This is a genomic window from Leptotrichia buccalis C-1013-b (assembly GCF_000023905.1).
In the GTDB taxonomy this organism is placed as follows: Bacteria; Fusobacteriota; Fusobacteriia; order Fusobacteriales; family Leptotrichiaceae; genus Leptotrichia; species Leptotrichia buccalis.
Genome location: NC_013192.1, coordinates 2031297 through 2046632, shown reverse-complemented (window position 1 = coordinate 2046632; position 15336 = coordinate 2031297). Strand labels below are relative to the sequence as shown.

At 30.0% G+C, this 15336-nt stretch carries 11 protein-coding genes, 1 tRNA gene and 1 pseudogene; 5 read left to right on the top strand and 8 right to left on the bottom strand.

Annotation, left to right across the window (positions count from 1 at the left end):
- Window positions 1–23: 23 nt before the first annotated feature.
- Together LEBU_RS09550 and LEBU_RS09545 are read right to left on the bottom strand one after the other, a co-directional pair.
- A complete protein-coding gene (locus LEBU_RS09550) occupies window positions 24–1544 on the bottom strand; it encodes a YifB family Mg chelatase-like AAA ATPase (protein WP_015770128.1) in 1521 nt (506 codons plus the stop codon).
- A 155-nt stretch (window positions 1545–1699) separates the two neighbouring features.
- Window positions 1700–2137: a Dps family protein gene (locus LEBU_RS09545; RefSeq protein ID WP_015770127.1), complete on the bottom strand. Its 438-nt coding sequence runs from the start codon at window positions 2135–2137 to the stop codon at window positions 1700–1702.
- 200 nt (window positions 2138–2337) lie between these two features.
- On the opposite strand from LEBU_RS09545, the gene LEBU_RS09540 reads away from it, so the two are divergent.
- From LEBU_RS09540 to LEBU_RS09530, 3 genes are read left to right on the top strand one after another with little or no spacing between them, the layout of a single operon-like run.
- A complete protein-coding gene (locus LEBU_RS09540) occupies window positions 2338–3189 on the top strand; it encodes a patatin-like phospholipase family protein (RefSeq protein ID WP_015770126.1) in 852 nt (283 codons plus the stop codon).
- A gap of 50 nt (window positions 3190–3239) precedes the next feature.
- On the top strand, window positions 3240–4505 hold the full coding sequence (locus LEBU_RS09535) for a hypothetical protein (RefSeq protein ID WP_015770125.1): 1266 nt from the start codon (window positions 3240–3242) through the stop codon (window positions 4503–4505).
- A gap of 20 nt (window positions 4506–4525) precedes the next feature.
- A complete protein-coding gene (locus tag LEBU_RS09530) occupies window positions 4526–5209 on the top strand; it encodes a DUF6320 domain-containing protein (protein WP_015770124.1) in 684 nt (227 codons plus the stop codon).
- Window positions 5210–5274: 65 nt separating this feature from the next.
- Here LEBU_RS09530 and rho read toward each other — a convergent pair whose 3' ends face one another.
- The 6 genes and pseudogenes from rho to LEBU_RS09500 all read right to left on the bottom strand — a co-directional run bounded on the left by rho (window position 5275) and on the right by LEBU_RS09500 (window position 12572).
- Window positions 5275–6519 carry a transcription termination factor Rho gene (gene rho, locus LEBU_RS09525; protein ID WP_015770123.1) on the bottom strand — a complete coding sequence of 415 codons (1245 nt, stop codon included), beginning with the start codon at window positions 6517–6519 and terminating at the stop codon, window positions 5275–5277.
- Between the two features lie 191 nt (window positions 6520–6710).
- Window positions 6711–8036 carry a tRNA (N6-isopentenyl adenosine(37)-C2)-methylthiotransferase MiaB gene (gene miaB, locus LEBU_RS09520; RefSeq protein WP_015770122.1) on the bottom strand — a complete coding sequence of 442 codons (1326 nt, stop codon included), beginning with the start codon at window positions 8034–8036 and terminating at the stop codon, window positions 6711–6713.
- Between the two features lie 492 nt (window positions 8037–8528).
- Window positions 8529–8614: transfer RNA gene (locus LEBU_RS09515), tRNA-Leu, on the bottom strand.
- A gap of 206 nt (window positions 8615–8820) precedes the next feature.
- On the bottom strand, window positions 8821–9933 hold the full coding sequence (locus LEBU_RS09510; RefSeq protein WP_015770121.1) for a hypothetical protein: 1113 nt from the start codon (window positions 9931–9933) through the stop codon (window positions 8821–8823).
- A gap of 366 nt (window positions 9934–10299) precedes the next feature.
- A complete protein-coding gene (gene tuf / locus LEBU_RS09505) occupies window positions 10300–11484 on the bottom strand; it encodes an elongation factor Tu (RefSeq protein WP_015770120.1) in 1185 nt (394 codons plus the stop codon).
- A 172-nt stretch (window positions 11485–11656) separates the two neighbouring features.
- Window positions 11657–12572: pseudogene (locus LEBU_RS09500) on the bottom strand (UPF0236 family transposase-like protein).
- A gap of 195 nt (window positions 12573–12767) precedes the next feature.
- Here LEBU_RS09500 and LEBU_RS09495 point away from each other — a divergent pair.
- Both LEBU_RS09495 and LEBU_RS09490 read left to right on the top strand, forming a co-directional pair.
- Complete coding sequence (locus LEBU_RS09495; protein ID WP_015770119.1) at window positions 12768–13592, top strand: undecaprenyl-diphosphate phosphatase; 825 nt, start codon at window positions 12768–12770, stop codon at window positions 13590–13592.
- Window positions 13593–15116, top strand: a complete 1524-nt coding sequence (locus tag LEBU_RS09490; protein ID WP_015770118.1) for a coproporphyrinogen III oxidase — start codon at window positions 13593–13595, stop codon at window positions 15114–15116. It begins immediately after the preceding gene.
- Window positions 15117–15336: the final 220 nt, after the last annotated feature.

Genomic DNA, 15336 nt, shown 5'->3' with positions numbered 1-15336 from the left:
CTATGTTATGGAAACAATCTCTATTATTTTTTTCTATAATTAAGCGCTTCCAAAAGATGTTCCTTTTTTATATTTTCTTCTCCATCCAAATCTGCTATTGTTCGTGAAACTTTCAGCAGTTTGTCAAACATTCTAACTGATAATTTTAAATTGTCAATCGCCGATTTCATAATTTCCTGACTTTCTTCATCTATTTTACAATATTTGTTTAACTGCTTTTTATTCATATCTCTGTTTAATGTATTTGAATTAAAACGTTGTTTTTGAATTTCGCGAGCTTTTATAACTCTCGCTTGAATGTCTTTTGATTTTTCTGATAAAGTTTCGTCAAAAATTTCATCTTTTTTCAGCTGGTGCATTTCCACGTACAAATCCATTCTGTCGAGAAACGGACCTGAAAATTTTTTCTGATAACGTTTTATTTCATGTAAACTGTCGTTGCATAGCGGATTATCAGGAAAATATCCGCTTGGAGTAGGATTTGAAGCTGTTATTGTTATGTTTTTTACTGGATAAGTTACACTAAAGTTTGCTCTTGAAATGACAATTTTTCCATCTTCCAGCGGCTGTCTCAATGTTTCCAGCGTTTTTCCTTCAAATTCCCCAATTTCATCTAGAAAGAATACTCCATTTAATGCCAATGTAATTTCACCAACTCTGTTTGCACCACCTACTAGAGCTACCTGTGTTGCTGAATAATGCGGAGCTCTAAATGGACGTTTGCGAATTATTGGCTCATTTTGGCTTAGCATTCCTGAAATACTGTAAATTTTGGTTGTTTCGATTATTTCTTCTTCTGGCATTTCAGGCAGAATTGTGTTAAAACGTTTGGCAAGCATTGATTTTCCTGAGCCGGGGTCTCCTATTAAAAATACATTATGTCCGCCAGCTGCCGCTATTTCCAACGCTCTTTTTGCTAAAAACTGACCTTTCACATCGGAAAAATCAATAGTTTCTTCAACATTTACATCTTTTTCAATTTTAAAATTATCTATCTTGTCTGCTTTTTTTCGTAAAATTTCTACATCAGTTTTTCCATCCAGAAAATCCAGCAATTCTGTTATTTCATCAACAGGAATGATTTCCACACCTGAAATCAATTTTGCCTCATTATAATTTTCCATTGGAACAATAACTCCTTCAAAATCCGTTTCCTTTGCCAAAATTGTGGCATTTATTGCTCCATTTATAGATTTTATTTTTCCATTTAGTGAAATTTCTCCTAGAATTAGATATTTTTTTAATATTTCTATATTTGAAATGTGTCCAATATTGGCAAGTATTCCCAAAAAAATACTTAAATCAAAATGACTTCCTTTTTTCCGAATATTTGCAGGTGACAAATTCACTAATACACGCCTAACTGGGAATTCAAATCCCATATTTTTAAAGCAGCTCCTAATCCGTTCCTTACTTTCGGAAATCGCCTGATCCCCCATTCCAACTATATTAAAAACAGGCAGTCCTCTGGATAGGTCAACTTCGACTTCCACAACATAAGTATCAACTCCCATATAACTGCAACTAAATAAACTTATTGCCATAACCTCACCCTTTTAATTTTTTATTAATAATTAATTATAACATTTTTTATATATTTTGTAAATAAAAAAGAGAAAATCTTGTAATAAAGACTTTCTCTCTAAATATATATGGTAGGTGATTTTATGACTTTGTAAAAGTTTTTAATTGTAAAGTATTATTTTAAATATGCATTTAACATCCACAAATCTTTTTCGTATGTGCTGATATATTCGTCAACTAATGCAGAAGTTCCATAATCATTTTCTTCGTCAGCCACAACTTTTATTTCTTTTACTAATTTTAACATTGCTTCAAATTCTTTTTTTACATCAGCTACTGCTTCTGGAATAGAAATTTCCTTATTTTCAGCTTCCTTAATAGTTGTAACTTCCAAGTAATCTTTTAGAGTTCCTAAAGGTCGTCCTCCTATTGACAAAATTCTTTCTGCAACATCATCAATTTGTGTATTTATTGCATCATAATATTCTTCCAATTTTGCATGAACAGAAAAGAATCCAGCACCAACAATATTCCAGTGGTAATTTTGAACTTTTCTATAAAGTACGTTTAAGTTAGCTAAGTAAAGATTTAATTTTTCAACTGTTTTTGACATTTTTATCACTCCTTTAAAAATTATGATTTATTTAAAATTGTATCTATTACAATTTTATTATACCAAATATACAAAGAAATGTCAACAATTTTTTCTTCTTTAAAAGTAAAAATAGTGGAAAAATATGATTGTTAGGTGTATAATAATGTAAAATATTAATTGATAAAAATTAAATAAAACTGAGAAGGGATGAAGTTGAAATGAATGACAGAACAGGATTAGTGCTGGAAGGCGGAGGGCTTAGAGGAATTTTTACAGCGGGAGTGCTAGATTTTTTTCTGGGAAAAAATATTGAATTTGATAACTGTATAGGAGTGTCTGCTGGAGCTTGTCACGCATGCAGTTATTTGGCAAAGCAGCATAAAAGAGCATTTAATGTGTCAGTGGATTATTTAAATGATAAAAGATATTGCACTCTTTATAGTTTGATTAAAACAGGGGATTTATTTGATGTGAATCTAGTTTACAATGAAATTCCAAATAAACTTAATCCGATTGATAATGAAACATTTAAAAAAAATAAGACAAAATTTCAGGCAGTAATTACAAATTGTGAAACAGGAGAAGCCGAATATCCTGAAGTTAAAGATTTTGACACAGATACAATTTATGTGAGAGCATCAAGTTCATTGCCACTTCTTTCTAGACTAGTGGAAATTAACGGAAATGTGTATCTGGATGGAGGAGTTTCTGATCCAATACCAATTAAAAAGTCTATTGAAAATGGAAATACTAAAAATATTGTAGTTTTGACACGTAATAAAGATTATAGAAAAAAACAGAGCCAGTTGGGGAAAATTATTAAAATAAGATACAAAAAGTTTCCTAAGTTTGTGGAACTAATGAATACACGTTTTAGTCGATATAATGAAATACTGGATTATATTGATAAACTTGAGGAAAAGGGAGAAATTTTTGTGATACGTCCAGAAGTGGAGTTGACTTTGGGAAGAATTGAAAAAAATCGTAAAAAACTTTTTGAAGTTTATAAAATTGGATATGAAACAGCAAAAAAAAATTATGAAAAATTGAAAGAATATCTGGAAAAATAAAAATTTATTTAAAAAATTAAATTAAAAAATTTGAATAAAAGGGGAAAAATGTGAAAAATGAAAAAATCTGGTATGAGCTAGATGCTTTTGCAAAAACCTATTCATCAATAATCAGCGAAGGGCGGACAACGTGCTTTCGGCTTTCTGCATTGTTTACAGAAAATATTGATATAAAAATATTAAAAGAAGTGTCTAATTTTCTTGAAAAAAAATATCCATTTTACAATTCAGAACTAAAAAAAGGGATTTTCTGGAATTATTTGCAGCAAAAGAAAACACATTTTATGATTAGAAAAGAAGTAACATACCCTTGTACAGACATAAGAAAAGATAATCCGCTGAGAATAATCTATTTTAATAATAAAATCTCGATAGAAATAGCACATTTTTTAACAGATGGAAAAGGAGCATTATTATTTTTTCAGGATTTAATTGAAAAATATTTAGAAGAAAAATATTTCTGTGAAAAAACAAATTTCCAAAAAATAGAAGAAATATTAGAAAGCTCTGGTGAAACAGAAAAAATAAAAAAAAATGAATATGTCGATTTATATGAAAAATATTTAAAAAAAGTGAGTAAAGAAACCACAATAAAATCAGCATTTCATTTACCAATAAAAATATTGGAAAAAGGGCAGTATCACGTTACGACAGGAGAAATTTCCATAAACGATTTAAAAGCGGAAAGTAAAAAATATGGAACAACCATTGGAAAATATTTGCTTGCAGTGTATTTTAAAATTTTGCTGGACAGATACTCGCAGGCAAAAAATCCAATTGTTATTGGAGTTCCAGTTGATTTACGAAAAATTTTTGAAGAAACGACTTACAGAAATTTTTTCATAAATATAACTCCTAGTGTGGATGCCAGTCTTGGAGCCTATTCCCTTTCAGAAATTATAACGTATCTGGATAATTATTTTGCATTAAAAATTACTAAAAAGGAATTTTATAAAAGTATTTATAAAGCTATGAATCCGATTGGAAATATGATAATAAAGTCAGTTCCATATTTGATAAAGCGGCTATTTTTTCCATTTATTTTTGATTATTATGGTGAACGTGGCTATACAACTGGATTTTCAAATTTAGGAATTTTCAAAATTGATAAAAAATATGAAAAATTTTTAAAAGGCTTGAGATTTTTGCCGCCACCAAGTAAACGATGTAAAATAAAAATGGGAGTTATTAGTGATAATCAGAAAATTTACGTAAATTTTGGAAATTTAACTGCAAATTATGATATTGAGAGAGATTTTTTTATTTATTTGCGAAAAAGGGGAATAAAATCTAAAATAATTACAAATTATTCATAAATATAAGGGGGAAAATTAAGATGTATTGTATAAAATGTGGAGTAGAACTGGAAGAAGGCACAAAAAGATGTCCATTATGTGAAACAGTTGTTCCGAGAATAGATGGACTTGAAGAAAAGGAATATGAAAAGGAATATCCAATTATCAATATAAATTTATATGAAATGAAAATGAAAAAAGTAAAAAAAGCTGTATTTCTCTCATTTTTTACAATTTCAATAATTTCAATACTAGAAGTCCTATTTCAAAATTTAATAATGTATGGAAAAATAGAATGGGGATATTATGCAATTCTTTCAATTTTAGTTTTTGATTTAGGATTATTTATATTTTTAGATTCCTATCGAATGAGAACAAATTTATTTTTAATTCTGATTGGAGTATCAGGATATTTGTATTTGCTAGATTTGGGAGATAAAAAATTGACTTGGAGTGTAAATCGTGGGATTCCAATTGTTGTAGCATTTTATTTTGTTGGGTTAATCTTTTCATTTATATGGGATAAACATAAAAGTGACAGGTTAAAAATGTTGAATTTTTTTATTTTTTTTGTTGGAATTTTTTTGTTAATTTTAGAATTGATTATAAGTAAAAAAATGACGTGGTCAATATTTTCTTCCATCCCTCTTTTTATTTTAAGTATAATGTTAAGATATGCCTATAAATCTTATAAAGAAGAATTTAAAAGAAGGTTACATAGATAAGTTTATTAAAAATATAAAAAACTGCACTCTATCCTGTATTAAAGACAAGGGTGCAGTATAGTTTTTTATTTAACTTTTTTATGTTTGTATAAATCATCTAGTAATTCATCATTATTTTTGTATTGCTTTATAAGTTCAATTAAATTTTTCATTCCTTCAACTTCTGACATTTCACTAAGCTCTCTTCGTAATCTCCATATTTTTTCCAAATTTTTTCTCGGAATTAATAATTCCTCACGTCTTGTTCCACTTTTTAAAACATCTATCGCGGGAAATATTCTCAACTGTTCAAGTGTCCTACTTAAAAGAATTTCCATATTCCCGGTTCCTTTAAACTCTTCAAAAATAACTTCATCCATTCTACTTCCTGTTTCAATCAAAGCCGTTGCTATAATTGTCAAGCTTCCACCTTTTTTAATATTTCTTGCAGCTCCTAAAAATCTTTTTGGATAATAAAGTGCATTTGGGTCAATTCCACCAGAAATCAATTTTCCGCTTGAAGGAATTGTGATGTTATACGACCGTGCAAGCCTTGTAAGGCTGTCCATTAAGATTAAAATATCTTTTCCACGCTCAACTTCTCTTTTTGCCATTTCCAGAACGTTTTCAGTAACTTGTGTGTGCATTCTCGGATCTTCATCAAATGTAGCTGAATAAACTTCCGCTTCTTTTACATTTTCCTTAATATCAGTAACTTCTTCAGGTCTCTCGTCAATTAATAATATCCATACATCAATTTCTGGATTATATTTTATAATATCATTTGCAAGAGTTGACAGTAACACCGTTTTTCCAGCTTTTGGCGGTGCAACGATAAGTCCTCTCTGCCCTTTTCCAATTGGTGAAATTAAGTCGATAATTCTTGAAGATATCTCACCATTTCCCAAGTTTAATTTTTCATCTGGATAAGAAGGAATCAAATCGTCAAAATATGGACGTTTTAACGATTTTTCTGGCAAATCTCCATTTACTAATAGCACTTTTAGAACTCCATAGTTTTTTTCTGTTCCAATCGGAATTCTTAATTCTCCAAATACAATATCTTCATTTCGCAGAAAAAATCTTTTTATTTGTGAAACTGACATATAAATATCAGGACCAATTGAAGTTTTTCGCAAAAATCCATAAGTTCCTTCACTCATTATATCTAATTTTCCAAAACCATAAGTTTTTCCATTTTCTTTCCCTTTTTCAATAAGAATAGCATTAATTAACTCAAGTTTTGACATTCCTGAAAATCCTTCAATTTTGTATTCTTTAGCTATTTTTTTTAAATTAGTTACATTTTGTTCCAATATATTTTTTATCATTTCCTCTTCTTCATTTCCTTGTTCCAATGTAACTTTTTTTTCTTCTGTTTTATTTTCTTTATTTTCTTCTAAAGTTTCCAATTTTTTATCACTTTCTTCAACTATTTTTTCTGCAGCTTTTGGTCTACCTCTTTTTTTCTTAATTGGCTCAGCCTGCTCTTCCAACTTTTTTTCATCTTCAATTTTTCCCATTATTCCACCATCTCTCCATATAATGTCCAAGTTTTCGCATCATAAATTTTTACATTTACAAATTGTCCTTTTAAGTCTTTTCTATCACTTTTAAATAAAATTATTTTATGTGTAGAACTTCTTCCAGTCAACATTTCAGGATTTTTTCTGCTCGGTCCTTCTACTAACACTTTTACAGTTTGTCCCAAATATTTTTGACTTTCTTCCTTTGCTTTCATATTTTGTAATCTCATAAGCTGTTGTAATCTTTCATTTTTAGTCTGTTCGTCAACTTGTTCTTCCATTGTAGCTGCAGGAGTTCCTGTTCTTTTTGAATACATAAACATAAATGCGTTTTCAAATCCAACTTCATTCACAACATCCATTGTGTCTTGAAAATCCTCATCAGTTTCTCCTGGAAACCCTACAATAATATCAGTTGTAAGCCCGATATCAGGTATTTTTTCTTTAATTTTTTTAGCAAGTGCAATAAATTCTTCTTTTGTGTAACCTCTATTCATTGAGTCCAAAATTTTTGTAGAACCTGATTGTAGCGGTAAATGTAGCATTCTTGCGATTTTAGGATTTCTTGCGATTACATCTATTACTTCATCACTAAAGTCCTTTGGATGTGGAGACACATATTTTATCCAGAAATCCCCTTCTACATTTGCACTTTGCTCCAATAATTCAGCAAAATTATCCTGTCCATTTGCAAAATCACTTCCATATGAATTTACATTTTGCCCTAAAAATAATATTTCTTTGTATCCTTTCTTTGTATATTGCTCAACATCCCTAATAATTTCGTTAAGCGGTACAGAACGCTCCATTCCACGTACATATGGAACAATGCAAAACGTACAGTAATTGTTACATCCATAAGTTATGGAAATTGAAGCAACAATATCATCTCCAAAGTCAGCATCTACTCTAGTCGGCAATTCATCCTCATCATCCACCATAACAATATGTGTATCTTCTCCAGATTCAATTCTTTCCAAAATATCAGGAATTCTTCCAATATTCTGATTTCCAAGCACTAAATCTACATAAGGAGTTTTCTTTATAAATTCGTCTCTTACTTCCTGAGCAAGACATCCAGTAACTCCGATAATCATTTTACCATCTTTTTCTTCCTTAATTCTTTTCAAATCTCCTAATTTTCCATAAACTTTAACAGCTGCACCTTCTCTAACTGTACACGTATTTAAAAATACCAAGTCTGTATTTTCAATATCTTCCGTCATATTGTATCCCATAGTTTGTAGCATTTGTTTCATTTTTGCACTTTCGTTTACGTTCATTTGGCAACCGTAAGTTATAATTGTTGCTCTTTTTTCCACTGTATTCCCTCCAATTTTTTTATTTTATATTTTGTAAAAAAGTTCCAATTTTATTTTACTGAATAGCTTTCGAATTGTTTATAAAAATTATCATATGTCCTTTATTACGTAAATTTTATTACCAACTATAAAAGTCGAAAACATTTGTTAAATATCAAAATTTTTTCTTTTTGTAATTTGAAACACTATAATGTTATCATTTTTATTTTAGAATTTCAAGAAATTTCTTATCACACACATTTAGAATCAAGCTAAAAAAACTAAATGGTTTAAGTTAAGAACAGAATTATTCAATTTATTTTTAAGGTAGTTTATAGCAAATCCTCTTAAAAAAGAGACTTAAAGGTTATGACTGTGTAGTTAAACCTTGTATTTGTTTAATTTTAAAGAGATGCCAGTATGTTATAACTCTAAATATCTATTTTTATAAAAAATAAAAAACACTCTAGAATATAGAGTGAAATTTATTATGAAAAAATTTAATTATATTATTGGTGCCCGAGGCCGGAGTCGAACCGGCACGATATAAAATCGACGGATTTTGAGTCCGTTGCGTCTACCAATTTCACCACTCGGGCAAATATTCAAATCACTTAATTAGTATAATATATTTTTACAAATTTGTCAACTCATTTTTAAAAAATTTTACGTTTTTATTTATTCTATTTTATTCTTAGAAAAATTATTAATCTGAATACTTAAAAAATAGTGTAGTTTTAGGGAGTTTCATAATTTTGAATACAAAAAAAGAGATGAAAAAAATCTCTCATCTCTTTTTATAAAATTATTTAACTTCTAAACCAACACTTACTCCAGCTCTTACTTCGTTAGTTTCTCTTGTGTATTTTTCTTTATCTGGACTCATATAAAAACGCTTATCATAGAAAGAACCTTTAACAGTTTCTTTGTTAACTACTTTATATTTAACTACTGGATTTACTGTTAATGTTCCAACTGGTAAATCAAATCCTACTTTATATCCTAATCCAGTCCATACTGAGAAGTTATTTTGGAATCCATGTTTAGCAGTATGTTTTTCCCATTCATTTTCAGTATTAACTAATCCGTAGAATCCTACAACTGAAGGTGTATTATAAGTTGCTCCTACAACATAGTCTAAGTATACACTAGGTTTTGCATCTTTTTGAGTTTCAGATAAAGTACCTCTTGCATCTCTTACACGTTGATTTGCATTAGCATAATATCCTAAGTTTCCAAATTTATTATCAAAAATTTTACCGCTAGTAGATAAGTCAATATTAGCTCCTATACCGGATACTTTCTTTCTATCAAAATCATTACCGCTCCATGCATTATCTGCACTTTTATTACCTGTTTCGTCAAAGTAAACTAATTGAGTTTTTGCATTGAAATTTTGTCCTAAGAAATTAATGTCAAATGTAGGTCCTACATAAATTTCATTTGATGTTCCTCTATGTCCTGCATATCTGCTCTTACCGTTAGTAGCTTTATACTTCCATCCTAATTCCCATTTAGAAGTCCAAGAACCTAATGTGACATCTTTGTATAATGCAATATCATTTTCCCAAGTTCTAGATTTGTCATACGCACCATAAGAACCAATTCTGTTATCCGCTTTGTAAGCATCATAAGGGTTTCTTGCTCTATCTTGATCATTTTGAAATTCAAATCTTAATCCTAAGTTTCCTTCATCAACTAAATTTAAGTCTCCACCCAAGATAGTTCTTACTTTAGTATTTTCTTGGTTATCTTTTTTGAATCCAGAAGCACCTAATCCATTTGAAGTTTGTCTATTTTTATCTGTATAAGTTTGTCTTAATTCACTTGAAAAATGAATTTCTTTTAATGTGTCTTGATCAGCGAATGCAGAAGCTGATACTACTGCTAATGCTAATAATCCTAATAATTTTTTCATTGTTCTTCCTCCTAAAAATAATTTTAACAAATATATATCTTAATAATTCAATTCTAATTCTAACACAATAATATGAATTTGTAAAGTTTTTTTTTAAAAGAATAAATAATATTCTTTTTTAAGAAACCTTAATAGAATCATAATTTAAATTTATTTAAGATACAAAAATAATTTTTTCTAAAACTTTATATTTATATCTTAAATTATAAAGGTCTTGAGTACTATCTAATTCATATTAAACACATCAAAATTTATATTTAATAATTAACTAAATTTCCTCAAGATTTTATAAAGATGTATTTGGTATGTTTTAAAATCCAAATATAATAATTATTTTAATATTACATAATTTATTGATAAAGAAAACTATTTAGTAATAGTTGCAACTACTCCTGAAGCTACTGTTCTTCCACCTTCTCTTATCGCAAATCTTAATCCTTCTTCCATCGCGATTGGGTGAATTAATTCTACTGTCATTTCAATGTTATCTCCAGGCATTACCATTTCTACTCCTTCTGGTAAGTTTACTTCTCCTGTAATATCAGTCGTTCTGAAGTAGAATTGTGGTTTGTATCCTGTGAAGAATGGTGTATGTCTTCCTCCTTCATCTTTCGTCAATACATATACTTCTGATTTAAATCCTGTATGTGGATTGATTGTTCCTGGTTTAGCAAGTACTTGTCCTCTTTCCACTTCTTCTTTCTTAGTTCCTCTTAATAATGCTCCTATATTATCTCCAGCTTGTCCTGAATCTAATAATTTTCTGAACATTTCTACTCCTGTTACAGTTGTTTTTGTTGTTGGTTTGATTCCTACGATTTCCACTTCTTCACCAACCTTGATTACTCCTCTTTCTACTCTTCCTGTTACAACTGTTCCTCTTCCTGTAATTGTGAACACGTCTTCAATTGGCATCAAGAATGATTGGTCAACTGGTCTTTCTGGTGTTGGGATATATTCGTCAACTGCGTCCATAAGTTCAACAATTGCATCTATCCATTTTTGTTCTCCATTTAGTGCTCCTAATGAAGACCCTTTGATTACTGGTACATCGTCTCCAGGGAATCCATATTCTGTTAGTAATTCTCTTACTTCCATTTCTACTAATTCTAATAATTCTTCGTCATCTACCATATCTACTTTGTTTAAGTAAACTACGATATAAGGAACTCCAACTTGTCTTGCAAGTAGGATATGTTCTCTTGTTTGAGGCATAGGACCATCAGCTGCTGATACTACTAGGATAGCACCATCCATTTGAGCTGCTCCTGTAATCATATTTTTTACGTAATCGGCATGGCCTGGACAGTCAACGTGAGCATAGTGTCTTTTTTCTGTTTCGTATTCGATATGAGCTGTGTTGATTGTAATCCCTCTTTCTCTTTCTTCAGGGGCTTGGTCGATGTTTTCAAAATCAACTTTTTCAGCTAGCCCTTTTTCAGCCAATACTTTTGATATTGCTGCTGTTGTTGTTGTTTTTCCATGGTCAACGTGACCGATTGTTCCTACGTTTACGTGTGGTTTGCTTCTTTCAAATTTAGCTTTTGCCATTTTAAATTTTCCTCCATTTATTTTAGATTTTTTTTGTTTTTTATTTGGTTTTTATCGCTCTAATTATAACATATTTAAATTAGAAATGCAAGTAAGTAAAATATTCAGGACAGAGTAAAAAATATAGGGGCAGTCATTAAATACCACAACAAATCTTTTTTGACTGCTTTTTTTAAAATATTTTACTTTGTGATATTTCTTTTAAAACTTCCCTAATAGGACATTCTCCTCCTCTCAAATATGGAATGTTTGTGCTTTTCTCTGCTTCATTAACAATTTCTGGCAAGCATTCCATTTCTATTACCTTTTCTAGTGAACTCGTTCTTTTGCCGCTAAAGTACAATTCATACGCCTTTTACCTGTTTTTTCCATAGTTTGCAAAGAAAGTGTGGTATAATGCTCTTGCCTTTATCTTTCTTCTTGAAAATGCTTTTGGCCTGCTTGATAGAAATCTTGAGCATTCGTGGGATACTAGGGCTTCCGTCCTTGAGCCTATGTAGTCCTCCTCCGTATATATTCTTCTTATCTTCTCATACTGGTTAAACAGCATCTTCGTCTGGTCTTTTCTTCTCTGGCTTACATTCTCCTTTTCCTTGAAATTTTCATAAAAGTTTTCAAGTTCTGCAAAGTTATCTTTCTCAAGCCACCTGTAAAGATTTTTTGATATTTCCTTGTCCCTTTTAGAAATTTCAGCTATGGCTTTTACTAAATGGAACTTGTCATAAATGTGTATTGGCTTGTAAATTCCAAGCTCTCTTACAAAGCTGTCTATACCGCTTAAGTCCAATTTTTTCATCAATATAGTAGTGAATGCCTGTTTTTTTGTCTACATATTTTCGACGTTCAAAAGTTACATCCCCGAAGGCAGTGGTAACAGTTCTTTTAACAAATCCTTTGCTTTTAAACTTATCTTTTCTTTCGTTGGAATGAAAGAAGTAATCATCAACTCTTTTGACATAAACTCTAAACAGCGTTTCAAAAGCTTTTGTGACAAACAGCTTAAACTGCTGCTCAAACGGAAGTCTGAAGGAAAAAATATTTTTAAAAAAAGTCTTTACAAGTGAAGAAAAATTTGATATTCTAATCATAGAGGAAACCACCTTTCAATAGGATTTAGCGATTATATTGTAACTGGTTTCCTCTTTTTTGTTAATTCGAAATTTAATTAAATTTATTTGCCCCTATATTTTTTACTCTGTCAGAAATGTATCTAACTATTAATAAAGTTAAAAATATATGATATAATGTTAAGAAATAAAAATTATTATAGAAAGGAAAATATTATGTTTGCAGATATTATTAAAGTATTTATTTTAAGCCTTGTGGAAGGGCTTACAGAGTTTATACCTGTCAGTAGTACAGGGCATATGATTATTGTGGATCAGTTTTTGCAGCTTTCACAAAATGAGGAGTTTGCCAATGCATTTAAGATAATTATACAGTTAGGGGCAATTTTATCGGTAGTTGTATATTATTGGAAAAGAATTTTTCCGTTTGCAAAAGGGCTTAGCCAAAGTCAGCGGATGGATATTATTCAAATGTGGATAAAAATAGTGATTGCAGTGCTTCCTGCGGTTGTTCTGGGACTTTTGTTTGATGATATTATTGATAAAGTGCTGTTTAATTCGGTAGTTGTGGCAGTAATGCTGGTTATTTATGGAGTTATACTTATTTGGCTTGAGTCTAGGGAGAAAAAGGAAGGAGGAATTACTTCAATCACTCAGATGTCAGTAAAAACTGCAATTGGAGTAGGGCTGTTTCAATGTCTTGCTATGATTCCGGGAACTTCGAGATCAGCTGCTACGATTATTGGTGGAGTTTTACTCGGATTAAACAGAGTTTTAGCAACGGAATTTTCATTTTTTCTTGCGATTCCGACAATGCTTGGGGCGACACTTTTGAAACTGGTAAAACTTGGTACGGCTTTAAGTGGGTATGAATGGTTTTTGATTGCTTTAGGATTTGTTTTATCATTTGTATTTGCGTATGCTGTGATAAAAGTCTTTATGAATTACATTAAAAAGCACGATTTCAAGATATTTGGATATTATCGGATTGTTCTTGGGATAGTTGTGCTGGTGCTATACTTTATGGGAGCTATAAAATAGATGATAAGAGCGAATATTGAGATTAATCAGAATAAACTTGAGGAATTTATTCGTGTGCTTTTACCTGAGCATTATGATATTCTTTTGGAAAATAGTGAAAATGATGTGGAAATTAGTGTTAATTTTAGAAAAAATCAAGATGTGGAAAACTTTGAGAATAACTGTGGAAAACTAAAAGATTCAGAAAGTGATAATACAGAAAAAATTACTGTAAATACGATATTAATTGATAATAAAAATGGAAAAATTTTAAAAGAAGTTACATTTTCACATAAGAAAGTCAATGAAGAATATTTTGATCAGGCAGAAGTTATGGCTAAAAGTTCCTTAATGAAACTTTTTGATAAAAAAAATGAATATAAATGGGGTATTTTAATAGGAGTACGTCCTACAAAGATTGTGGGGCGTTTTTTAAAGATGGGATTATCTTATAATGAAATTAACGAAATATTGGAAAAAATATACTTTGTAAGTAATGAAAAAAGAAAACTTCTGCTAGACATTGTAAAACGTCAGGAGCCATATCTGGATAAAGAAACAATCGGAATTTATATCGGAATTGCCTTTTGCCCTACAAAATGCTCATACTGTTCATTCCCAGCCTATCTGCTACGTGGGAAATATGCAGAGCAATATGATGAATACATAGAGTCAATTTACCACGAAATCCGTGAAATCGGACAATTAACGCAGGAACTTGATTTAAAAATCAACACAATTTATATTGGTGGAGGAACACCTTCAATCTTAACGGCAGAAGAAATTGACGAATTGCTAGAAACTGTAAAAGAAAACTATAATTTGGATTATTTAAAGGAATTTACATTTGAAGCAGGAAGAATTGACACGTTAAATGAAGAGAAATTGACTATTATTAAAAGCTATGGAATAAATAAAATCAGTATAAATCCACAATCTTTTAATGAAAAAACTCTAAAACTTGTAAATCGTTATCACAACAGGGAGCAATTTGATAATGTTTACAAGCTTGCTAAAAATCTGGGATTAGAAATAAACATGGACTTAATTTTAGGCTTGCCACGTGAAACTACAGAAGATATTTTGTACACAATGGACGAGATTTCCAAATACAACATGGAAAATCTGACAATTCACAATTTGGCGATAAAAAATGCAAGCCGTCTTAACAAAGAAAATTATGTTCATGAAGACGTACTGGATTATGAAAAAATTTACGAAAAAATCCAAAATGTAACTGAAAATAAAGGGCTTTTTCCATATTATATGTATCGCCAGAAAAATAGCTTTCAATGGGGAGAAAATCTAGGGTATTCTTTAAATGGAAGTGAATCAATTTACAACATCGAAATGATCGAGGAAAATAAGACGATTATTGGAATTGGGGCGGGAGCAATTACGAAACTTATATGGTTTGACGAAGAAAAAAATAAGGATAATATAAAAAGGCTTGTAAATCCCAAAGATCCGCTGGTGTGGATGAACGAATTGCCAGAACGATTAGTGCAAAAAAAGATTGAAATTCAAAAACTGTTTAATAAATAAATGTAGAAACTTTATTTAATGAGAGAGTGTAAAAAAATAATCAATAATGAATTTTATTGTTTAGATAATTTAGCATTCTCTTTTTTCATATCAATTTAATTTAAACAAAAATTATTAAAAAATCTAATAAATCAATTCTTTAAAATAACATAGACACTACAATTTTAAAATAACAAAATTGAAGAAACTTTAAAATTTAAAGCAAATTAACTATACTTAA